Raw genomic sequence first — 20,897 nt, forward strand, 5'->3', positions numbered from 1 at the left:
TGCACTCATCGGACCGGGGGACACCGCGGGTACCACCGATGCCGCACCTGTGGCCGCCGGCTCGGCGGTTCGGCGCGATTCCTACCCGTGGACGCCGCATTCTAGGGCGACGGTTCCCGTTCGCGCAGTCGCCCGTTCGTACTGGTTTCCGACGCTCGGTCAGACTACCCCCACTGGCACCCGACGGTCCGTCAGACAAGGTTGAACGAGCGGGAGTCGAGGAGGGCCGGAACGCATGGAACTGACCAGCGGAACACTGGTGTACCTGCTGATCGTCGTGGGGGCGGCGGCCCTGGTCGCCACCCTCTGGCTGTGGCCGCGGCTGTCGCGGCAGCGGCCACTGCCGGTGCTGGGGCGACTCGGCCTGCTGACGGTGACTCAGGTGGCGGCGCTGTCGGTGCTGTTGCTGTCGGTGAACAACGCCTACGGCTTCTACACCTCCTGGGACGACCTGCTGCGCCCCGGCAAGGCCGCCCCGCTGGCGCTCACCTCCGGGCGCACGCCCGGCGCCGCCCCGGAGAGCGACAAGCTGGTGCAGCCGACCACCGACGGCGGGCTGGAGACGGTCAAGGACGTGCTGCCGCCCGGCCCGCCCGAACAGGTCGGCCGGGTCGACTCGGTGAGGGTGACCGGCCCCGAGTCGGGCCTGTCCGATCAGATGTTCGTCTACCTGCCACCCGAGTACTTCAATCCCCGCTACAACCGCCAGCACTTCCCGGTGCTGGTCGCGCTGGCCGGCTACCCCGGTCCCACGCTGAACCTGGTCGAGGAGCTGGAGCTGCCGCAGACCGCCGCCGAACTGCAGCGCACCGGTCAGATGGCCCCCACCGTGATCGTGATGGCCCGCCCCACCGTCGCCCCGCCGCGCGACACCGAGTGCGTGGACGTCGCGGGCGGGCCGAAGACCGAGACCTGGTTCGTCAAGGACGTGCCGACCGCGCTGCGCTCCGCGTACCGGGTCGGCCGGACCGCGGAGTCCTGGGGCGTGTTCGGCTACTCCACCGGCGGGTCCTGCGCGCTGCGCCTGGCGATGCGCCACCCCGAGGCGTACCGGAACGCGGCCGGGATGCACCCCGACTACACCGTGCCGAACGACCGCTGGACCGACGGCGACCTGTTCGGCGGCGATGCGGAAGCCGCCCACCGGTCCGACCTGAACTGGCGGCTGAAGAACCTGCCGGCGCCGTCCGCGGCCCTGCTGGTGGTCTCCACCCACGCCGAGGACGACTACCCGGCGACCGAGAAGTTCCTCGGCGCCGCCAAGCAGGCCTCCGACGACCACCCCGAGTTCCTGGTGGACTCACTGCTGCTGCCGGACGGCGGCCACTCCTTCGAGACCTGGCGCCGCGAACTGCCGGCCACCCTGGAGTGGCTCAGCGACCACCTCGCGCCCCCGCAGGACCGCGAACCGCGGCCCTGACGGAGGCGCACCCCCTGGGGCGATCAGCGGCCGATGATGAGGCTCATCGCCTCGGCCCGGGTGGCGGGGTCGCGCAGCTGGCCGCGGACCGCCGAGGTGACGGTGGTGGCGCCGGGCTTGCGGATGCCGCGCATCGACATGCACATGTGCTCGCACTCGATCACCACGATGGCGCCGCGCGGCTCCAGGATCCGCATCAGCGCGTCCGCGACCTGGCTGGTGAGCCGCTCCTGCACCTGCGGGCGGCGGGCGAACACGTCGACCAGCCGGGCCAGCTTCGACAGGCCGGTGATCTTGCCGGTCGTCGCGGGGATGTAGCCGACGTGCGCGACGCCGCGGAACGGGACCAGGTGGTGCTCGCAGGTGGAGAACACCTCGATGTCCTTGACCAGCACCATCTCGTCGTGGCCGAGGTCGAAGGTGGTGGTCAGCACGTCCTCCGGCTGCTGCCACAGGCCCGCGAATATCTCCCGGTAGGCGCGCGCGACCCGGGCCGGGGTCTCCAGCAGGCCCTCGCGGTCCGGGTCCTCGCCGACGGCGATGAGCAGTTCGCGGACGGCGTTCTCGGCCCGCTTCTGGTCGAACTCGCCGACGGGGAACTCACCGTCGAGCGTCACCGGATCGATCATGCGTGCCTCGCTGCTCGTCAAAGGGGAAACAGTGTCCGTGCAGCACGAATGCCGCGCCTCCAGGGTACAAACCCCGGAAACGCGGCATCCATTCCGAACAGGTGCTCGTCAGGTCAGCTCTCGACCTGGCCGCCGTCGGCCGGCGGGAGCTTCACGGTGTCGACCGGGCTGTCGGTGCCGGAGACGGCGCCGTTGGTCAGCGCCAGCTCCTTCGGCGACTGCACCGGCGGCCGGGTGGACGGGGTGCGGCGGGCCGAGCCGGTCCACGCCGGACGCGGGGGACGCTTGATGACCGGAGCGAAGACCTCGGCGATCTGCTCCTTGTTCAGCGTCTCCTTCTCCAGCAGTTCGAGGACCAGGTTGTCGAGCACGTCGCGGTTCTCGACCAGGATCTCCCAGGCCTCGTTGTGCGCGGTCTCGATCAGGTTCTTGACCTCCTCGTCCACCAGCCCGGCGACCTCCTCGGAGTAGTCGCGCTGGTGGGCCATCTCGCGGCCCAGGAAGGGCTCGGAGTCGGAGGAGCCGAACTTGATCGCGCCCAGGCGCTCGCTCATGCCGTACTGGGTGACCATGGCCCGCGCGGTGGCGGTGGCCTTCTCGATGTCGTTCGAGGCGCCGGTGGTCGGGTCGTGGAAGACCAGTTCCTCCGCCGCCCGGCCGCCCAGCATGTAGGCGAGCTGGTCGAGCATCTCGTTGCGGGTGGTCGAGTACTTGTCCTCGTCCGGCAGCACCATGGTGTAGCCGAGCGCGCGGCCCCGGGACAGGATGGTGATCTTGTGCACCGGGTCGGAGTAGTTGCAGGCCGCCGCGACCAGGGCGTGTCCGCCCTCGTGGTACGCGGTGATCTTCTTCTCCTTGTCGGACATGATCCGCGAGCGCTTCTGCGGACCGGCCACGACGCGGTCGATCGCCTCGTCCAGCATCAGGTTGTCGATCAGCTTCTTGTCGGAACGCGCGGTGAGCAGCGCGGCCTCGTTCAGCACGTTCGACAGGTCGGCGCCGGTGAAGCCGGGGGTGCGCTTGGCGACGGCCGACAGGTCGACGTCCGGCGCGATCGGCTTGCCCTTCTGGTGCACCTTGAGGATGTCCAGTCGGCCCTGGAGGTCCGGGCGGTCGACGGCGATCTGCCGGTCGAAGCGACCGGGGCGCAGCAGCGCCGGGTCCAGGATGTCGGGGCGGTTGGTGGCGGCGATCAGGATGACGCCGCCCTTGACGTCGAAGCCGTCCATCTCGACCAGCAGCTGGTTGAGGGTCTGCTCGCGCTCGTCGTGGCCGCCGCCGAGGCCCGCACCGCGGTGCCGGCCGACGGCGTCGATCTCGTCGACGAAGATGATCGCCGGGGCGTTGGCCTTGGCCTGCTCGAACAGGTCGCGGACCCGGCTGGCGCCGACGCCGACGAACATCTCGACGAAGTCCGAGCCGGAGATCGAGTAGAACGGGACGCCCGCCTCGCCCGCGACGGCGCGGGCCAGCAGGGTCTTGCCGGTACCGGGCGGGCCGTACAGCAGCACACCCTTGGGGATCTTCGCGCCGACCGCCTGGAACTTGGCCGGCTCCTGCAGGAACTCCTTGATCTCGTGGAGTTCCTCGACGGCCTCGTCGGCGCCCGCGACGTCCGCGAAGGTGGTCTTCGGGGTGTCCTTGGTGAGCAGCTTGGCCTTGGACTTGCCGAACTGCATGACCCGGGAGCCGCCGCCCTGCATCTGATTCATCAGGAACAGGAAGACCACGACGATGATCACGATCGGCAGCATCGAGAAGAGCAGGCTGACGAAGGTCGACTGCTTCTCGGGGCTGACGGTGTAACCGTCCGGGATCTGCCCGCCGGCGTACTTGGTCTGAAGGTTCTTGGCCAGATCGGCGGCCTGCTGGTCGCCGGTGTAGGAGGCCTGGAAGCGGGTGCCGGACGGCGCCTTGCCGTTGGCGCCCGGCTTCAGCTTCTGGCCGTCCTGCAGCTGGATCTTGATGAGGTTCGAGTCACCGGTGGTGAGCTGCGCCGACTTCACCTGGTTGTTGTCGATCGCGCTGATGACCTGACCGGTGTCCGCCGTCTTGTAGCCGCTCGAGTCCGAGACGAGCTCCATCAGCGCGAACACGGCGAGGGCGGCCAGCACGACCCACATGATCGGCGCACGGAAGTATCGCTTGACGTCCATCCATGCGGGGCGTCACCGCCCCGTCCCTCCTGCCATTCAACGGGCGCTGGTCGGCCGTGGGCCGCGGCGCATCCGATATGTGCTCGTAAGACGAGCGTTTGATTGGACCGTACCGCAGCGGCCCCCGCTCACGACGGGATCACACCACGGTGCAGCCTATTTTCCTACCCCCGCACAACGGGCGGGAACAGGGCACTGTTCCCACCCGTCGCCCGAACGGTTCAGCCCCCGTAGACGTGCGGGGCCAGGGTGCCGATGAACGGCAGGTTGCGCAGCTTCTCCGCGTAGTCCAGGCCGTAACCGACCACGAACTCGTTGGGGATGTCGAAACCGACGTACTCGACGTCGATCTCCACCTTGGCGGCGTCCGGCTTGCGCAGCAGGGTGCACACCTTCAGCGAGGCCGGGCCGCGCGAACCGAGGTTGCCGAGCAGCCAGGACAGCGTCAGACCGGAGTCGATGATGTCCTCGACGATCAGCACGTCACGGCCGGCGATGTCGGTGTCCAGGTCCTTCAGGATGCGCACCACGCCCGAGGACTTGGTGCCCATGCCGTACGAGGAGACCGCCATCCAGTCCATGGTCACCTGGCTGTGCAGGGTCCGGGCCAGGTCGGCCATCACCATCACGGCGCCCTTGAGGACACCGACCAGCAGGAGGTCCTTCCCGGCGTAGTCCTGGTCGATCCGCGCGGCCAGCTCCACCAGCTTGGCGTCGATCTCGTCCTTGCTGATGAGCACCTTCGCGAGGTCTGCGCCCATGTCGTTCTGGTCCACCGGGGATACGTCCTCAAACGTTCGGGGTCTGGGTTCGGCAGCGGCGGTACGACTCGTGTCAGCTCAGTCGCCCTGCCGCCGAAACACCAGCGTGCCACACCGACGCACGGCTTCGACGCCCCCGGGTAGGTGCAGGGGGCCCTGGCCGCGCCAGCCGGTGACCAGCAGATCCACGGTTTCCAGGTGGCGGGCGAACAGGTCGCCGGCCGGGGAGCCCGCGCGCAGCGCGGCCCGGCGCAGCACCCGGCGGCGCACCGCGGGGGGCAGTTCGGAGAGCTTGCCGACGTCGAGTGCCCCGTCCGGGCCGTGCAGGTCGCGCTCGGCGAGGGCGGCCCACTGGTCCAGTGCGTCGGCGTCGTCGCGGAACAGCCGGGCGGTGCGGGCCAGCGCCTCCACCACGCCGCCGCCGAGGTGCTTCTCCAGCACCGGCAGCACCTCGTGGCGGACCCGGGAGCGGGTGTAGGCCGGGTCGGCGTTGTGCGGGTCGTCCCAGACCGGGATGGACTGCGCGGTGCAGGCCTGCCGGGTGGCGGCCCGGTCGAGCTCCAGCAGCGGGCGGCGGTAGCGGCCCTTCTGCGCGGGCATGCCGGCCAGCGAACGGGCGCCGGAGCCGCGGGCCAGGCCGAGCAGCACCGTCTCCGCCTGGTCGTCGCGGGTGTGGCCGAGCAGCACGGCGAGCGCGTCGTGGCGTTCGGCGGCCGAGTCCAGCGCGGCGTAGCGGGCCTCCCGGGCGGCGTTCTCCGGGCCGCCCCCGCGGCCGACGTGCACCGCGACCGCCTCCACCGGGTCCAGGCCGAGCTCGCGCAGCCGGACGGCGACCTGTTCGGCGCGCTCGGCGGAGCCGTCCTGCAGGCCGTGGTCGACGGTGACGGCGCCGACCCGCAGACCGAGCTTGGGGGCCTCGAAGGCGGTGGCGGTGGCCAGGGCCATCGAGTCCGCGCCGCCGGAGACCGCGACCAGCACCAGCGGGGAGCCGGGGGCGGCCGGGGTGCGGGGCAGGCCGGAGGGGTGGCGGCGGGCGTTGCCGATCAGCGTGCCGGGCACCGTCGCGGTGGTGGCCAGCGCGGGCAACGGCGCGGCCTGGGCCGGCGGGGCGGTGCGGGCGCGCACCGGCTCACTCGGGGTGACGCCCGCCTCGGCGGCGAGCTCGGCGAGGGTACGGCGGACGGCGAGGCGTATCGCCGCGACAGCGGGGTGTGGACCCATGGTTGGCACTCCTTGGCGGAGGGAGGTACGTCGGCCGCCTGTCAGCTCTCGGTCACCAGGCGCTCACAGATGGTCGCAGAATCCGGCCACCGCCCACGCCCCCCGCGCCAACGGCGGATCCACGGTCCCACGTACGGGTGAATGGAGAAACGTTACGGCTGCCGCCAGGTGAACGACTCGCCCGGTTGACCGTCCACCGCGGGCCGCACCCGCCGCCCGCCCGGGCGGCGGGCTCAGCCGACCACCCGGGCCACCCAGGACGCGGGGTCGTGGATCTCGTCCTTGGTGGGCAGCGTGTTCGGCGAGGTCCACACCCGGTTGAAGCCGTCCATCCCGACCCGCTCCACCACGCCGCGCACGAACACCGCGCCGTCCTGGTACTGGCGCAGCTTGGCGTCCATGCCGAGCAGCCGGCGCAGCACCAGGTCGAGCCGGCCGCTGCCGCGGTCGCGGCGGCGCTGGAACTTCTCCCGGATCTCCGCCACCGAGGGCACCACCGCCGGGCCGACGCCGTCCATCACCACGTCGGCGTGGCCCTCCAGCAGCGACATCACGGCGGTCAGCCGGGCCAGGATCTCCCGCTGCGCGGGCGTCTGCACCAGGTCGGCGAGGCCGGCCGCGGTGGAGCCGTTGCCGCGGCCGCCGAAGCCCGGCAGGCCGCCGAGCGCCTCGCGCAGCCGGTCCAGCAGCGCCGAGGGGTCGACGTCGGTCTGCGCCAGGAACTCCTGCACCTCGGACTGGATGTGGTCGCGCAGCCAGGGCACCGCGGTGAACTGGGTGCGGTGGGTCTCCTCGTGCAGGCACACCCAGAGCCGGAAGTCGTGCGGGGCGACGTCGAGTTCGCGCTCCACCTGGACGATGTTCGGTGCCACCAGCAGCAGCCGCCCGGGCGGCGTCGCCAGGCCCCGGCGCGGCTGGTCGAACAGGCCCTCGGGGCTGTCCGGGGCGGTGGGCAGCTGGGCCGGGGCGAAGGTCTCGTACTGGCCGAGCACCTTCCCCGACAGGAACGCCAGCACCGCGCCGACCTCCACACCGGTGGCCTTGGCGCCCACCGAGCCGGCCGCCGCCACGCCCGTGCCGTCCGGGCGGCGGGCCGCCAGCCGGTCGGTCAGCGGGCGGACCACGGTGCGGAAGCCCGCCACGTTGGCCCGCACCCAGCCGGGCCGGTCGACCACCAGGACGGGGGTCCCGGGTGTGTCCTCACCCGTCCCCATCCGGGTGAACTCGCGGACGTGCCGCTCGGCCTCGACGGCGTGCCGGCGCAGTTCGGAGACCACCGTGCGGGCCTCCTCCCGGCCGACCCGGGGCCCGGGCCGGGCCAGGCGCACCGCGGTCGCCACCGCGAGATCCCAGTCGACCATCTCCGCACCGCTGTTCGCGCTCGTCATGCCCTCACCGTACGTGCTCGCCCCCGCCCGGGGGAGACAACGGCGGCGGCCGGTCCGCTGACCCGGGGTCGGCGGACCGACGGGGCGTCAGCAGCCGCAGGCGGCGATCTTCGCGACGATCCGGTCGATCGCGGCGCGGGTCGGGAACGGGTCGGGACTGGTGGTCCGGGTCATCAGGGCGAACACCAGCACCCGCCCGTCGCTGTCGACGACGGTGCCGGCCAGCGTGTTGACGTTCGACAGCGAGCCGGTCTTGGCGCGCACGATGCCGGCCGCGTCACCGGCCCCGGACTTCGCGCCGAACCGGCTGACCAGGGTTCCGGTGAAGCCGGCGATCGGCAGGCCGGTGATCACCGGGCGCAGCTCCGGGTGCTGCGGGGAGGCCGCCTGGCCGAGCAGCTTCACCAGGGTGAGCGGCGGGATCAGGTTGGCCGACGCCAGGCCGCTGCCGTCGGTGAGCACCACGCCGTTCATCGGCACGCCGACCTTGGTCAGCTCGGCGGTGACGGCGGCCGCCCCGCCCTCGAAGCTCGCGGGCTGCTTGACGGCGAGCGCGACCTGCCGGGCGACCGCCTCGGCGAGCTGGTTGTCGGAGGTGGTGAGCATCCGCTCCACCAGCCGCCCGATCTCCGGCGACTCCACCCGGGCCAGCTCCTTCGCCCCGGCGGGGGCGGTGGCCTGGGCGGCCTTGTTCTGGACGGTGATGCCCTCGGCCTTCAGGAAGGCGGCGAAGGACTCGGCGGCCTGCCCGGGCGGGTCGAACACCCGGGCCGGGGCCTCGTCGGGCGAGCGCGGGTCGATCCGGCCCTCGTCGACCATCAGCGGGGTGACCGCGCCGATGTTCGTCCCGTCGTGCTCCTTGTGCAGCAGCGGGCCGCTGTACAGCGAGGTGTCGTAGGACAGCTTGACGCCCGTGGTGCCGGCGGCCTTCAGCGCGGCGGCGGTGCGGCGGGCCAGGTCGGCCATCGAGGCGGGCGCGCTGTCCACGTCCACGGGGGCGCCGCCGATCCGGATCTGGTCGACGGGCAGCGCGGTCACCGTGGGGTCGCCGCCGCCGACCAGGGTGATCTCGCCGGGGGCGGCGCCCTGCACCACGGTGGTGGCGATCCGGTGGCCGGCCGGCAGCAGGGACAGCGCGGCGACCGCGGTGGCCAGCTTGGTGGTGGAGGCGGGCGTCGCCGGGGTGTTCTCGTTCGCGCCGACCAGGAACTCGCCGGTGGCGGCGTCGGCGACCGCGTAGTTCAGCGTCCCGAGCGACTTGTCCTGCAGGGTGGCGCCGAGCGCGCTGCGCAGCCCGGTGCCGGTCGGCGCGTGGCTGTCCTTGGCGTCCCCCGCGGACAGCACCGGCCCCTTGACCGGCACCGCCCGGTGCCGGTTGCCGCGCCGCTCCTGCTGGCCGTTGCCGTTCCCGCCGCCGCCCTGGTGGTGCCCGTCGTCGGCGCGCTTGCTGCTGTGCCCGTCCGGGCGGCCCGCGCCCGGCGAGGGCTGGGCCAGCGCCGGGTCGGCGACGGTCAGCACCCCCGCGGCCAGCGCCGCCCCCAGAACCCCGACGAGCGCCGTTCTGCGCCCGCGTCCCGCCCCTGCCCCTGATCTCACCGACCGGCCCCTTTCCCGAGCACTCCCTGCCGTAGGAGACACTTGGATTCTGTCAGTCCCAACCCTTGGAGGAACCGTTGGAGTTCGACGTCCTGATCGAGATCCCGAAGGGCTCGCGCAACAAGTACGAGGTCGACCATGAGACCGGTCGCCTCCGCCTGGACCGCATGCTCTTCACCTCGACCCGCTACCCGGCCGACTACGGCTACGTCGAGGGCACCCTCGCGGACGACGGCGACCCGCTGGACGCGCTGGTCATCCTGGACGAGCCGACCTTCCCCGGCTGCCTGATCAAGTGCCGTGCCATCGGCATGTTCCAGATGACCGACGAGGCCGGCGGCGACGACAAGCTGCTGTGCGTCCCGGCGACCGACCCGCGCTGGTCGCACCTGCAGGACATCCAGGACGTGTCGGAGTTCGACCGCCTGGAGATCCAGCACTTCTTCGAGGTCTACAAGGACCTGGAGCCCGGCAAGTCCGTCCAGGGCGCCGACTGGGTCGGCCGGGCCGAGGCCGAGGCCGAGGTCGAGGCCTCGATCAAGCGCCTGCAGGAGCAGGGCGGCCACTGAGCCGTCCCGCCCTCCGGGGCGGCAGCACCCGTGCGAGGGGCGGGAGTCCGAACCGGACTCCCGCCCCTCGCACGTTCCGCGACGGCCGGTCAGTCGCCGTCGTCGAGCCGGAACCCGACCTTCAGGCCGACCTGGAAGTGCTTCACCGTCCCGTTCTCGATGTGTCCGCGGACCTGGACCACCTCGAACCAGTCGAGGTGGCGCAGGGTCCGGTCGGCGCGGGCGATGCCGTTGCGGATGGCGGCGTCCACGCCCTCGTGCGAGGAGCCGACGATCTCGGTGACCCGGTAGGTGTGGTCGGACATGGCTAGTACTCCCTGGTGCGGCGGTGGCGGACGCTCCCCCGCCGTCCACCGTGCACCAGGGCGCCGGGCCGGGCATCCCGGCTTCGCCCGACGGGGCGTCAGAACGCCGCGCGGACCTCGCCGACCACCTGGCCGCCGCCGTGCAGTGGGGAGGACGCGATCCGCTCCAGCACCGGGTCCTGGACGCCCAGCCGGCGCAGCGCGGCGGCCAGCACCGGGCCGCGGGCGCGCTCCGCGCCGTCCTCGATCTTGAACGCCAGGGCCCGGCCGTCGGCCAGCGCCACCACCTGGACGGCCTCCGCGCCCATCTTGGACAGCGCGCCGGGCACCGCCCGCATCAGCCAGGTGTCGGCCCGGCGGGTGCCGGCCACGTACTCGGGGTGGGCGCGCATGGCGTCGGCGACCCGGCGCTGCTCGGTGCCCGGCTCGGCCAGCACCAGGGCCCGGTAGGCGCGGGCCAGGCCGGTCAGCGGGACGGCCAGCAGCGGGGCGCCGCAGCCGTCGGTGCCGGTGTGCGCGGCCGACTCGCCGACGGCCTCCTCCAGGGCGGTGCGGGCCAGCCGCTGGATCGGGTGCTCGGGGTCGAGGTAGCTCTCCAGGTCCCAGCCGTTGGCGGCGCAGGCGGCCAGCCAGCCGGCGTGCTTGCCGGAGCAGTCCATCAGGATCGGCGCCGGCTCCCCGCCGGAGCGCAGCAGCTCCTCGGCCTCGACCTGGTCCAGCGGCAGCTCGGCGGGGGTGCGCAGGGCGGCCTCGGTGAGGCCTGCGTCGGCCAGCATCCGGCGGACCGCGGCCCGGTGGAAGGGCTCCGCGGAGTGGCTGGAGGCGGCCAGCGCGAGCTGTTCGCCGCGCAGCGCCAGGCCGGCCCGCAGGGTGGCGAGCGCCTGGAACGGCTTGGCGGCGGAGCGCGGGTAGACCGGCTGCTCGGGGGTTCCCAGCGCGTACGCGACGGTGCCGTCGGCGTCGAGCAGGACCAGCGAACCGCGGTGGCGGCCCTCGACGAAGCCGGAGCGTATGACCTCGGCGAGGGCGGGCAGGGCTGACTGCGACACGGGCGGGTCTCCAGGAATGCGGTGAGGGTGGATGCGGCCCGCGTCCGCCCGCTCAGCTCCCGCCGAGCAGGTCCTCGACCCGGGCCTCCCCTTCACGGTACCTGCGGGTGATCTCCGCGCCGCAGTCGTCCGCGGTGCGCTGGAGCGTCTGGCGGCGCCCGGACACCTCGCGCTCGTGCTCGGCCAGCCGTTCGACGGCGGCCAGCAGGTCGGCGGTGGCGTGCGCGCCGAGGTCGGCCAGTTGCACGTCGCCCATCAGGGCGTCCGCCTCCAGCCGGTAGCGCTCGCCGCGCGGCGGGCCGAGGGTCAGGTGCCGGGCCGGGCGTCGGGTGGCGGACGGGGCGTCCGCCAGGATGGCGGGCAGCCGGTCGAGCAGCGCGCACTGCGCCTCGCTGGCGCCGGCCAGCGGGACCTCCCGGCGCTCCAGTTCGGCCCGCAGGATGTCCATCCGGCCGTGCAGCAGGCGGCGCAGGTACGACAGGTCGGCCTCCTGCTCCAGGGCGTCCCGGCGGAGCACCCGCAGGTCTTCCAGGGCCAGGCCGGCCAGTTCGTCGACCGCGCTCACGTCCATCAATCCGACCACCTGCCGTAGTACCTGGGCCCGCCGATGGCACGGCCGCCCGTCTCCCGGGGTTCCCCCCGGCGGGCGATGCCACTCGTGCGGGTGACGCGGTTCGCCGGGACGGCGGGCGCCCCCTCGGGGCCCGGATGGCCCCGGGCCGTCGGACAGCGTGCCACCCCGGGCCCCGGCCCCGCACGCCCGAGTACCCGAACGGCCCCCTGGCGAACACCCCTGGCTAGTACGAAGAATCCCCGCCACGGGTTCACCTGCACCGATCGGGGCGCATCATGTGCGACCCCCGCGCGCAACCCGGAGGTGTGCGCCCCCGGCGCGGACGTGCGGGCACAATGGGCGGCATGCGAGCAGTGGTGCAACGGGTCGCCGAGGCGGCCGTGACGGTGGACGGCGAGACGGTCGGCGCGATCGAGGGGCCCGGCCTGTGCGTCCTGGTCGGCGCCACCCACGAGGACACCCCGGCCCAGGCCGCCCAACTGGCCCGCAAGCTGTGGACGCTGCGGCTGTTCCCCGGCAGCCCCGAGCAGTCCTGCTCGGAGCTCGGCGCCCCGCTGCTGGTGATCAGCCAGTTCACCCTCTACGGCGACGCCCGCAAGGGCCGCCGCCCCACCTGGAACGCCGCCGCCCCCGGCCCGGTCGCCGAACCGCTGGTGGACGCCGTGGTGGCCGAACTCCGCGCGCTGGGCGCGAAGGTGGAGACCGGGCGGTTCGGCGCCGACATGAAGGTGTCGCTGGTGAACGACGGGCCGTTCACCGTCCTGCTGGAGGTCTGAGAGCCGCTCAGGCGGGGACGATCACGTCCTGGCTGCCGGGCACGCCGTCGGCCAGCAGCACCGCGTCGACCGGGGTGTTGCGCTTGACCAGGGCCAGCGCGACCGGGCCGAGCTCGTGGTGGCGGGCGGCGGAGGTGACGAAGCCGACCGGCCGCTCCTGGCCGTCGACCCGGACCTCGGCGCCGTGCGCGGGCAGCTTCTCCTCGGTGCCGTCCAGGTGCAGGAAGACCAGCCGACGCGGCGGGCGCCCGAGGTTGTGCACCCGGGCGACGGTCTCCTGGCCGCGGTAGCAGCCCTTGTTCAGGTGCACCGCGCTGCCCAGCCAGTCCACCTCGTGCGGAATGGTGCGGTGGTCGGTCTCGAAGCCGAGCCGCGGCCGGTGCCCCTCGATCCGCAGCGCCTCGTACGCCCAGACGCCCGCGGCCGGGCCGAACTCGGCGGCGGCCTCGGCGAGTTCGGCGCGCGGCAGAAACAGGTCACGGCCCCACGGGAGCTCCCGCACCGCGGCGGCCCGGTCGGCGGGGGTGGTGGAGCCGGCCGGCAGGAACACCACGGCCCAGTCGGCGGTGGCGTCGGCGACCTCGGCCCGGTTCCAGAACTTCATCGACTCCAGGTACTTCACCAGCGCGGGCGCCGTACCGGGCTCGACGTGGATCCAGGTGGTGGCGCCGTCGTCGACCAGGTAGAGCGCGTGCTCGACGTGCCCGTGCGGGGAAAGCACCAGCGCCTCGGTGGCCTGCTGCGGCGGCAGGTCGCTGACGTGCTGGGTGAGCAGCAGGTGCAGCCAGCTCAGCCGGTCCGGGCCGGTCACGGTGATCACGCCACGGTGCGACAGATCGGTGAAACCGCGACCGGCGGCGAGTTCGCGCTGCTCGCGGAACAGGTCGCCGTAGTGGGCGGCGACCCCCTCGTCGGGACCTTCGGCGGCGACGGCGCCGGGCAGCGCAAGCAGCGGGCTCTTCATACCGGCCAGCTTACGACCGGCGGCACCGGTCCAGGGGCCGCGGTCTACGACCGGCCGTCCGCCGCCTTGGCGGTGCAGTCCGCGCAGCGGCCGAAGATGGCGAAGTGCTTCAGGTCGGTGTCGAAGCCGTGCTCGGTGCGCAGGCTGTCGATCAGCGGCGCGGCGATCGCGGTGTCGGTCTCGGTGACCTGGTCGCAGTCCCGGCAGACCAGGTGCAGGTGGGTGTGCCGGCCCGCCAGGTGGTAGGTCGGCGCACCGTGCCCGAGGTGGGCGTGCGAGACCAGGCCGAGCTCCTCCAGGAGCTCCAGCGTCCGGTACACGGTGGAGATGTTGACGCCGCTGGCGGTGCGGCGGACCTGTACCAGGATCTCGTCGGGGGTGGCGTGGTCGAGCACGTCGACGGCCTCCAGCACCAGCTGGCGCTGCGGGGTCAACCGGTAGCCGCGCTCGCGCAGGTCGGCCTTCCAGTCGGTGGTGTCGGTGTTCGCCACGATGTCCCTGCCCGTCGAGAGGTCGTGCCGACCAGTGTAGGGACCGACCGCCCGGTCGGTCCCCCACTCGGCAACGCTCGTCCGCTCAGCGGAAGAACGCGATCCCGTCGTCCGGGAGGTCGTTGACGTCCTTGATCAGCTGCGCCGGGTTGAGCACCTTCTTCAGCTGCGCCGACATGTACGGCCGCAGCGGCACCTCGGGGGCGGCCTTCTCGCCGACCCACAGCAGCTCGTCCTTCACCAGGCCGAACAGGCGCTTGCCGCCGCTGTACGGGGCCGCGCCCTCGATCCGGGCGACCGCGTCGGTGGCCAGGTCGATCTGCGGCTTGCCGTCGTGCAGCTTGCCGTACCAGATCTCCACAGTGCCGTCGTCGCGCACCGAGGAGACCTCGATCTCGCGCTCGCCGCTGGTGCCGTGCTGGTTGCTGGTCACCCGCCAGAAGGCGTGCTCCATCTCCAGCGGGCGAACCTTCTCGCCCTGCTCGTCCAGCACCCAGGTACGGGAGCGGAACTCCAGGAAGGGTCGTCCGTCGTGGCGGAAGACGATCTCCTGGCCGAAGTTGCACTTCTCGCTGCCGGGGAAGTCGTGCACGCCCGCGCCCTCCCAGGTACCGAGGAGGAAGGCGAGCGGGACGACGTCCCGGTGGAGGTCGGAAGGAATCTCGATCATGGTCCTGGCTGCTGTCGTCGGACGGTTACCGGCTCAACCGTACGGCAGTGCTCAGCGCTGGCCCTGGTAGAGCTTCATCACGGAGAAGATGGCGAACCAGGTGATCAGCACGGCCACCAGAACCAGCAGGCTTTCGAAGAAGATCTCAAGACCGGACACGGTGTGCTCCCAGGGGCGGGTTCGACGGAGGAACGGGGCTTTCCACTACGGCCGGGAGTCTATCTGGCGGCCCTTGCGGCCGTAGTCTCTGGGGCATGTCGAAGAAGCTGGTCATCAAGGTCACCGCCGGTGCGGACGCGCCGGAGCGCTGCTCGCAGGCCTTCACGGTCGCCTCCGTCGCGGTCGCCAGCGGCGTCCCGGTCTCGCTCTGGCTCACCGGCGAGTCCTCGTGGTTCGCGCTGCCGGGGAAGGCCGCCGAGTTCGAACTGCCGCACGCCGCGCCGCTGCCGGACCTGCTGGAGGCGATCCTCGCCGCCGGCACCGTCACGCTGTGCACCCAGTGCGCGGCGCGCCGGGGCATCGCCCAGGCGGACGTGATCGAGGGCGTGCGGATCGCCGGCGCGCAGGTGTTCCTGTCCGAGGTGATGGCGGACGGCGCGCAGGCGCTCGTCTACTGACGCACTACCGCTCCTCGGGGGGCTCCCGGTCCGGCCGGTCGCGGTCGTGGCCGGGCTGCTCCCAGTGCGGGTCGTCCCAGCGCGGGTCGTCGAAGCCCGGATCGCCGAAGCGCCGACCGCCCCACGGGTCCGTGGGCGGCTCGTGGTCCGGCCGGTCCGGGTCGTGGCCGCGCTGCTCCCAGCGGGGGTCGTCCCACCGCGGGTCGTTCCACCAGTCGTCGTCCTTGTCGCGCCGGTTGGCGAGGACGGCGGCCAGCGGCGGGATCACCATGGCGACCACGCACATGCCGATGGCGGCGCCGACCGAGAAGAACCGCACCACGCCCCAGGCGAGGACGAACAGCCCCAGACAGACGCCCATCATCACGAAGTAGCGCACGTGCCGCCGGTGTGCCTGCACGCTTCCAGGGTAGGCCGAGGGCCCCGGCCGTCAGAAGACGGCCGGGGCCCTCGGTTCGATCCTGTCCGCGGTCGTCAGACCGCGATCGCGACCTCGGTGAACTCACCCTGGGTGGCGACCACCTGGCGGTCCACGGTGGCGCCGGGCACCAGGGCCCGCAGGGTCCACTTGCCCGGGCGGGCGAAGAACCGGAACTGCCCGGTCGCCGAGGTCGGGACCTCGGCGGTGAACTCGCCGTTCTCGTCCAGCAGCCGCACGTAGCCGTTGACCGGCTCCTCGTTGCGGGTCACCGAACCCTGGATGATCGTCTCGTTCGCCACGTCAACTCCTGCCAGGTCCGGGCCGCCGGCCTTCGCACCGCACATGTCTGTGTCTCCCTCTTCTTTGCTTCGCGCGAGCCGGGGCTCAGTTGCCGAGCTCGATCGGCACGCCGACCAGGCTGCCGTACTCGGTCCACGAGCCGTCGTAGTTCTTGACGTTCTGCTGGTCGAGCAGCTCGTGCAGGACGAACCAGGTGAGCGCGGAGCGCTCGCCGATGCGGCAGTAGGCGATGGTGTCGGTGGCCAGGTCGACGCCCTCGGCCTCGTAGAGCGCCTTCAGCTCGTCGTCGCTCTTGAAGGTGCCGTCGTCGTTGGCGTTCTTCGCCCACGGGATGTTCTTGGCGCTCGGCACGTGGCCGGGGCGCTGCGACTGCTCCTGCGGGAGGTGGGCCGGGGCGAGCAGCTTGCCGGAGAACTCGTCGGGCGAGCGGACGTCGACCAGGTTCAGGGTGCCGATCGCGTCGATCACGTCGTCGCGGAAGGCGCGGATCGAGGAGTCGGCCGGCTGCGCGGTGTACTGGGTGGCGGCCCGCTCGGGCTGCTCGACGACCAGCTCGCGGGAGTCCAGCTCCCACTTCTTGCGGCCGCCGTCCAGCAGGCGGACGTCGCCGTGGCCGTACAGCTTGAAGTACCAGTAGGCGTAGGAGGCGAACCAGTTGTTGTTGCCGCCGTACAGCACCACGGTGTCGTCGTTGGCGATGCCCTTGGCGGACAGCAGCGCCTCGAAGCCCGCCTGGTCGATGAAGTCGCGGCGGACCGGGTCCTGGAGGTCCTTCTTCCAGTCGATCCGGACCGCGTTGCGGATGTGGTTCTTGTCGTAGGCGGCGGTGTCTTCGTCGACCTCGACGATGACGACCTTCGGGTCGTCCAGGCGTGCCTGGACCCAGTCGGCGTCGACCAGGACGTCGCTGCGGCTCATTGCTGTTCTCCATCCGAGGGCGGTTGGCGGAAGGCTGCTGGAAAAACACCCGGGCCGCGTTGTCCGTACAACTGTCCGCATATTGGGACGACGTAAGGTGCGGCAGAGCCGGGCGGGTGGATCGTGAGAGGTGCTCGTCGTTCCCGACGCACCGGTGCGCAACTGCTACCGGCTGGCGGCGCCTGAACGGGGCCGGGCGTGCCGTGACTGGGGCCAGGACCGCCCGGTCAGCGCATTCGACAGAGGCAGCTCGACACGCGGCAGTGGTCTACCGCCCGCCGCTTCGTGAGGTCCGCCTGTCGCTTCATGACGACGATGCTAGGGACTCCGAAGGGGCCCTGTCATCATCGTGTCGAATGGTGAGACCCGATCGACCGAATCCTGAGATTTACCGGCTTTCCACCGCGCGCCACCAGGCCCGGACCCCGCGCGGGGGCCGGGCGGACCCGTGCTGCCGAAAGATTTTCCCGGCGGTGCTGGACAGCGTGTCTCGCCCACCGGACAGGTGCTAATGCCCCAGCGTGGTGCCGGGGGCGACCGTGAAGCGCAGCCGCACTCCGCCCTGCTCAGGGGCGGCCTCGGCCAGCGACAGGCCCTTGGGCAGACCGGTCAGGTGGAACCGCTGGGGCTTCAGCAGGTCGCCCGCCAGACCCTTCAACGCCGAGGCGGTGCCGGTCAGTTGGAGGTTGTCGACGACCACGTCGTTGCCCTCGCTGTGCAGCTTTCCGGTGATCCCGCCGGCGGGCATCGCGGCCTTCACTTCGCCGGGGCCGGCGTACTCCAGGTTGAGCAGGCCGCCGCCGCGCATGAACTTGGCGAGGTCCTTGTAGTCGACCACGCCCTGGCCGTCGCCGCGGCCGACCGTCACGCCCCGGTAGGAGTCGGTGAACTTCACCTGGGACAGGCTGGCCCGGAACGAGCGCACCGTCACCTTCTCCTTGCCGTCGGTGACGGTCATCCCGTCCGAGGAGAGGTCGACCTGGTCGAGCTCGCCGGCCACCGCGCTGGTCAGGAAGGGGACGTCGCCGATCTCGACGGTCGGCTTGCTGGTCAGCCAGCCGGAGGAGACCGCCGCGTCCGCGGCCTGGTCCTCCGCCACCCCGACGGCCACCCGGTCGGCGGCGACCAGCAGGCCGCCCACCACTCCGAGGCCGATCAGCAGTTTCACCGCGCCATGCATTGCTTCCCCCTGAAACGGTCCGGCCGGGCCGTTTCGTCGACGGACCGGTCCCGAAGACAGGACGATCGCACGGACGCCCGGGTTCCGGCGCGGCACTCGGGCAAACCCGCGCTCAGCCTCCGGCGAACGGCGGCAGCACCTCCACCGTGCCGCCCTCGGTCAGCGGCACCTCGGCGTGCTCCCGGCCGCCCACCGGGTCGCCGTCCACCAGGAACGAGCAGATGGTCAGCACCCGCAGCAGCTCCGGCCGCCCGGCGTGCGCGGCGCGCACCGCGGCCAGCGCCTCGGCCAGCGTGGCGGCCAGGTACGGCTCCTCGGCCCGGCCCGCCGCGGACTTGGCGGCGGCCCAGTAGCGGACCGTTCCGCTCACCCGCACAGGTGAATCCGGCGTGCGACGGGCTTCGGCGGCAGCGGTCACGGCAACCCCTCTCGATGGTCCTCGCCCGGTACGGCGGCCGGACCGGTGCGGGCACATCATCGCCCGCGGCCCCCGCCGCCGGGCAAACCTCCCAGGTCATCACGGGGGCGCAAGGTGTCGTACCTCACCCCTCCCGGGGCCGGTCGCGGACCCGTGCGCCGCTCGCGCCTCTCCCGACTGCGCGGGCGGTCGGCTATTCTCGATTCCGTAAGGGATCCGGGCAGAGTCGCCCCCGGATCCTTTTGTGCTTTCAGGACGCCAGTAGGACGTTCTTGCGAACGGTGCCCCACCCGCACCGGCCGCCGGACCGGCCCCGCCGCCGACCGCACGACGACGTGCCGGCCGTCGGCGGACAGAGCGGAGGGTACGCCGATGGACGAGGCACCAGTGGGACGCCGGGGGTTGCGGGACCCCCGGACGGCCGCCGCCCCGTCCGCCGCCGTCCCCTCCGGACTGTCGGCGCTCCCCCACCCTGTACCGCGTCCGTCGTCCCCCCGGCGGCCGCGACCGCGACGACCCGGAAAGGGGACTGGCCGGGTATGAGTTCACTGCTCCTGCTGACCAACGCCCTGCAACCCTCCGCCGAGGTGCTGCCCGCCCTCGGCCTGCTGCTGCACAGCGTCCGGGTGGCCCCCGCCGAGGGGTCCGCCCTGGTCGACACCCCGAACGCCGACGTGATCCTGGTCGACGGGCGCCGCGACCTGCCGCAGATCCGCAGCCTGTGCCAGCTGCTGCGGTCCACCGGCATCGGCAGCCCGCTGATCCTGGTGGTCACCGAGGGCGGCCTGGCCGCCGTCACCGCCGAGTGGGGCATCGACGACGTGCTGCTGGACACCGCCGGGCCGGCCGAGGTCGAGGCCCGACTGCGGCTCGCCCTCGGCCGGCTCCAGGTCGCCGTCGACGACTCCCCGATGGAGATCCGCAACGGCGACCTGTCGGTCGACGAGGCCACCTACTCCGCCAAGATCAAGGGCCGGTCCCTCGATCTCACCTTCAAGGAGTTCGAGCTGCTGAAGTACCTGGCCCAGCACCCCGGCCGGGTGTTCACCCGGGCCCAGCTGCTCCAGGAGGTGTGGGGCTACGACTACTTCGGCGGCACCCGCACCGTGGACGTCCACGTGCGCCGGCTGCGGGCCAAACTCGGGGTCGAGAACGAGCAGTTGATCGGCACCGTGCGCAACGTCGGCTACCGCTTCGTGGTCCCGGACCGGGCCGAGCGCAGCGGCGAACGGGCCGAGCCGAACAGAGCCGCGGCACACCGCGAACGCTGACCGGCCGTCGGACGGGCCGGGCGGCGCCACCCCTCGCCCGGCTTGCCCGGATCGGTCCGGTTCGGTCCCGAAAGCACCCCGTCCCACCAGGTGCGACCCGGGCTCGAAGCGCCGAGCCACCCGCGTAGACTCCCCCCGTGGCCAAGGTGACGCGCGACGATGTAGCCCGACTGGCTGGGACCTCGACCGCGGTCGTCAGCTATGTGATCAACAACGGTCCCCGGCCGGTCGCCCCGGCCACCCGGGAAAAGGTGCTGGCCGCGATCGAGCAGCTCGGCTACCGCCCGAACTCCGTCGCCCAGGCGATGGCCTCCCGGCGCACCAACCTGATCGGCATGGTCGTCCCCGACGCCCGGCAGCCCTTCTTCGCGGAGATGGCGCACGCCGTGGAACGCGCCGCCTCCGAGCGCGGCAAGCTCGTGCTGATCGGCAACTCCGACTACGTCGACGACCGCGAGGTGCACTACGTCCGGGCCTTCCTCGGCATGCGGGTCTCCGGCCTGATCCTGGTCAGCCAGGGCCCCTCGCAGCGCGCCGCCGAGGAGTTCGCTGCCATGGAGGGCGCCAAGGTGGTGCTGCTGCACCGCCGCCCCGAGGCGATCGACGACGTCGCCGTGGTCACCGACGACGTCGGCGGCTCCGAACTGGTCGTCCGTCACCTTCTCGAAGTGCACGGTCACCCGTACGTGGCGTGCTTCGGCGGACCGGTCGAGTCGCCCGCCCCCGGCGACCCGGTCATCGACCACGTGGCCGGCTGGGAGCTCGCCATGGCCGCGCACGGCCTGCCCACCGAGCCGCACCTGATCGACGCCCCGTTCCACCGCTACGGCGCCTACCAGGTCGCGCTGGACCTGCTCTCCTCCGACCGGCGGCCGCCGGCCATCTTCTGCTCCACCGACGACCAGGCCATCGGCGTGCTGCGGGCCGCCCGCGAACTCGGCCTGCGGGTCGGCGAGGACCTCGCGGTGGCCGGCTTCGACGACATCCCGGAGGCCGGGTTCGCCGACCCGCCGCTCACCACCGTCGCCTCCGACCGGGACGCGATGGCCCGGGCCGCCGTCGACCTGGTCCTCGACGACTCGCTGATGGTGCCCGGCAGCGACACCGAACGGGTCCGCAAGTTCCCGTCCCGGCTGGTCGTGCGGCGTTCCTGCGGCTGCTCCGGCGACTCGGACCGATCTCCGGCCTGACCAGGCTTTATGA

22 protein-coding genes and 1 pseudogene are annotated in these 20,897 nt (G+C 72.5%); 6 read left to right on the plus strand and 17 right to left on the minus strand.

From position 1 onward, the window contains the following. Window positions 1-235 precede the first annotated feature (235 nt). The gene (locus tag ACI1MP_RS17600) at window positions 236-1,420 is read left to right on the plus strand and encodes an alpha/beta hydrolase (RefSeq protein WP_380339752.1); all 1,185 of its coding nucleotides are present in this window, start codon (window positions 236-238) and stop codon (window positions 1,418-1,420) included. A gap of 23 nt (window positions 1,421-1,443) precedes the next feature. Here ACI1MP_RS17600 and folE read toward each other — a convergent pair whose 3' ends face one another. The 6 genes from folE to dacB form a co-directional block, all read right to left on the minus strand. Then, window positions 1,444-2,049, minus strand: a complete 606-nt coding sequence (gene folE, locus ACI1MP_RS17605; RefSeq protein WP_043915587.1) for a GTP cyclohydrolase I FolE — start codon at window positions 2,047-2,049, stop codon at window positions 1,444-1,446. Between the two features lie 113 nt (window positions 2,050-2,162). Beyond that, window positions 2,163-4,205: an ATP-dependent zinc metalloprotease FtsH gene (ftsH, locus tag ACI1MP_RS17610; protein ID WP_100587587.1), complete on the minus strand. Its 2,043-nt coding sequence runs from the start codon at window positions 4,203-4,205 to the stop codon at window positions 2,163-2,165. 221 nt (window positions 4,206-4,426) lie between these two features. After that, window positions 4,427-4,981, minus strand: coding sequence for a hypoxanthine phosphoribosyltransferase (gene hpt / locus ACI1MP_RS17615; RefSeq protein WP_043915585.1), 555 nt, complete (start codon window positions 4,979-4,981; stop codon window positions 4,427-4,429). 63 nt (window positions 4,982-5,044) lie between these two features. Further along, window positions 5,045-6,187, minus strand: coding sequence for a tRNA lysidine(34) synthetase TilS (gene tilS, locus ACI1MP_RS17620; RefSeq protein WP_380339744.1), 1,143 nt, complete (start codon window positions 6,185-6,187; stop codon window positions 5,045-5,047). A gap of 233 nt (window positions 6,188-6,420) precedes the next feature. Then, on the minus strand, window positions 6,421-7,548 hold the full coding sequence (locus tag ACI1MP_RS17625; protein ID WP_198520559.1) for a zinc-dependent metalloprotease: 1,128 nt from the start codon (window positions 7,546-7,548) through the stop codon (window positions 6,421-6,423). A gap of 114 nt (window positions 7,549-7,662) precedes the next feature. Further along, window positions 7,663-9,171, minus strand: a complete 1,509-nt coding sequence (dacB, locus tag ACI1MP_RS17630) for a D-alanyl-D-alanine carboxypeptidase/D-alanyl-D-alanine-endopeptidase (RefSeq protein WP_404869005.1) — start codon at window positions 9,169-9,171, stop codon at window positions 7,663-7,665. 77 nt (window positions 9,172-9,248) lie between these two features. On the opposite strand from dacB, the gene ACI1MP_RS17635 reads away from it, so the two are divergent. After that, window positions 9,249-9,740, plus strand: coding sequence for an inorganic diphosphatase (locus ACI1MP_RS17635; RefSeq protein ID WP_100587648.1), 492 nt, complete (start codon window positions 9,249-9,251; stop codon window positions 9,738-9,740). A gap of 89 nt (window positions 9,741-9,829) precedes the next feature. Here the strand turns inward: ACI1MP_RS17635 and ACI1MP_RS17640 are convergent, their stop codons facing one another. The 3 genes from ACI1MP_RS17640 to ACI1MP_RS17650 all read right to left on the minus strand — a co-directional run bounded on the left by ACI1MP_RS17640 (window position 9,830) and on the right by ACI1MP_RS17650 (window position 11,665). Then, window positions 9,830-10,045 carry a dodecin gene (locus tag ACI1MP_RS17640; RefSeq protein WP_043915581.1) on the minus strand — a complete coding sequence of 72 codons (216 nt, stop codon included), beginning with the start codon at window positions 10,043-10,045 and terminating at the stop codon, window positions 9,830-9,832. A 98-nt stretch (window positions 10,046-10,143) separates the two neighbouring features. Continuing rightward, window positions 10,144-11,094: an asparaginase gene (locus ACI1MP_RS17645; RefSeq protein WP_380339738.1), complete on the minus strand. Its 951-nt coding sequence runs from the start codon at window positions 11,092-11,094 to the stop codon at window positions 10,144-10,146. Between the two features lie 52 nt (window positions 11,095-11,146). Then, a complete protein-coding gene (locus ACI1MP_RS17650) occupies window positions 11,147-11,665 on the minus strand; it encodes an ABC transporter substrate-binding protein (RefSeq protein ID WP_100587590.1) in 519 nt (172 codons plus the stop codon). Between the two features lie 347 nt (window positions 11,666-12,012). On the opposite strand from ACI1MP_RS17650, the gene dtd reads away from it, so the two are divergent. After that, window positions 12,013-12,444 carry a D-aminoacyl-tRNA deacylase gene (gene dtd / locus ACI1MP_RS17655; RefSeq protein WP_035872970.1) on the plus strand — a complete coding sequence of 144 codons (432 nt, stop codon included), beginning with the start codon at window positions 12,013-12,015 and terminating at the stop codon, window positions 12,442-12,444. A 7-nt stretch (window positions 12,445-12,451) separates the two neighbouring features. On the opposite strand, the gene ACI1MP_RS17660 is transcribed toward dtd, so the two are convergent. From ACI1MP_RS17660 to ACI1MP_RS17670, 3 genes are all read right to left on the minus strand, one after another. Then, window positions 12,452-13,408 (minus strand): folate-binding protein YgfZ, encoded by a 957-nt coding sequence (locus tag ACI1MP_RS17660; protein ID WP_100587591.1) that lies wholly within the window; start codon window positions 13,406-13,408, stop codon window positions 12,452-12,454. A gap of 44 nt (window positions 13,409-13,452) precedes the next feature. Continuing rightward, a complete protein-coding gene (locus ACI1MP_RS17665) occupies window positions 13,453-13,899 on the minus strand; it encodes a Fur family transcriptional regulator (RefSeq protein WP_043915578.1) in 447 nt (148 codons plus the stop codon). 85 nt (window positions 13,900-13,984) lie between these two features. Then, window positions 13,985-14,569, minus strand: coding sequence for an FABP family protein (locus tag ACI1MP_RS17670; protein WP_043915577.1), 585 nt, complete (start codon window positions 14,567-14,569; stop codon window positions 13,985-13,987). 254 nt (window positions 14,570-14,823) lie between these two features. Here ACI1MP_RS17670 and ACI1MP_RS17675 point away from each other — a divergent pair, with 254 nt between their 5' ends. Continuing rightward, window positions 14,824-15,186, plus strand: a complete 363-nt coding sequence (locus ACI1MP_RS17675) for a DsrE family protein (RefSeq protein WP_189277987.1) — start codon at window positions 14,824-14,826, stop codon at window positions 15,184-15,186. A gap of 172 nt (window positions 15,187-15,358) precedes the next feature. Here ACI1MP_RS17675 and ACI1MP_RS17680 read toward each other — a convergent pair. The 5 genes and pseudogenes from ACI1MP_RS17680 to ACI1MP_RS17700 form a co-directional block, all read right to left on the minus strand. Then, window positions 15,359-15,586: pseudogene (locus ACI1MP_RS17680) on the minus strand (DUF3099 domain-containing protein); the annotation flags it as partial. A gap of 74 nt (window positions 15,587-15,660) precedes the next feature. Next, window positions 15,661-15,951 (minus strand): DUF1416 domain-containing protein, encoded by a 291-nt coding sequence (locus ACI1MP_RS17685; RefSeq protein WP_035864892.1) that lies wholly within the window; start codon window positions 15,949-15,951, stop codon window positions 15,661-15,663. Between the two features lie 40 nt (window positions 15,952-15,991). Then, window positions 15,992-16,825, minus strand: a complete 834-nt coding sequence (locus ACI1MP_RS17690) for a sulfurtransferase (RefSeq protein WP_380339724.1) — start codon at window positions 16,823-16,825, stop codon at window positions 15,992-15,994. Between the two features lie 508 nt (window positions 16,826-17,333). Beyond that, on the minus strand, window positions 17,334-18,005 hold the full coding sequence (locus ACI1MP_RS17695) for a DUF2993 domain-containing protein (protein ID WP_083462612.1): 672 nt from the start codon (window positions 18,003-18,005) through the stop codon (window positions 17,334-17,336). 112 nt (window positions 18,006-18,117) lie between these two features. Continuing rightward, window positions 18,118-18,375, minus strand: coding sequence for a MoaD/ThiS family protein (locus tag ACI1MP_RS17700; RefSeq protein ID WP_380339721.1), 258 nt, complete (start codon window positions 18,373-18,375; stop codon window positions 18,118-18,120). A 587-nt stretch (window positions 18,376-18,962) separates the two neighbouring features. Here ACI1MP_RS17700 and ACI1MP_RS17705 point away from each other — a divergent pair. After that, the gene (locus tag ACI1MP_RS17705) at window positions 18,963-19,694 is read left to right on the plus strand and encodes a winged-helix domain-containing protein (protein WP_380339718.1); all 732 of its coding nucleotides are present in this window, start codon (window positions 18,963-18,965) and stop codon (window positions 19,692-19,694) included. A 137-nt stretch (window positions 19,695-19,831) separates the two neighbouring features. Further along, on the plus strand, window positions 19,832-20,884 hold the full coding sequence (locus ACI1MP_RS17710; protein ID WP_043915573.1) for a LacI family DNA-binding transcriptional regulator: 1,053 nt from the start codon (window positions 19,832-19,834) through the stop codon (window positions 20,882-20,884). The last annotated feature ends 13 nt before the right edge of the window (window positions 20,885-20,897 follow it).

The organism is Kitasatospora griseola (genome assembly GCF_044999035.1).
In the GTDB taxonomy this organism is placed as follows: Bacteria; Actinomycetota; Actinomycetes; order Streptomycetales; family Streptomycetaceae; genus Kitasatospora; species Kitasatospora griseola.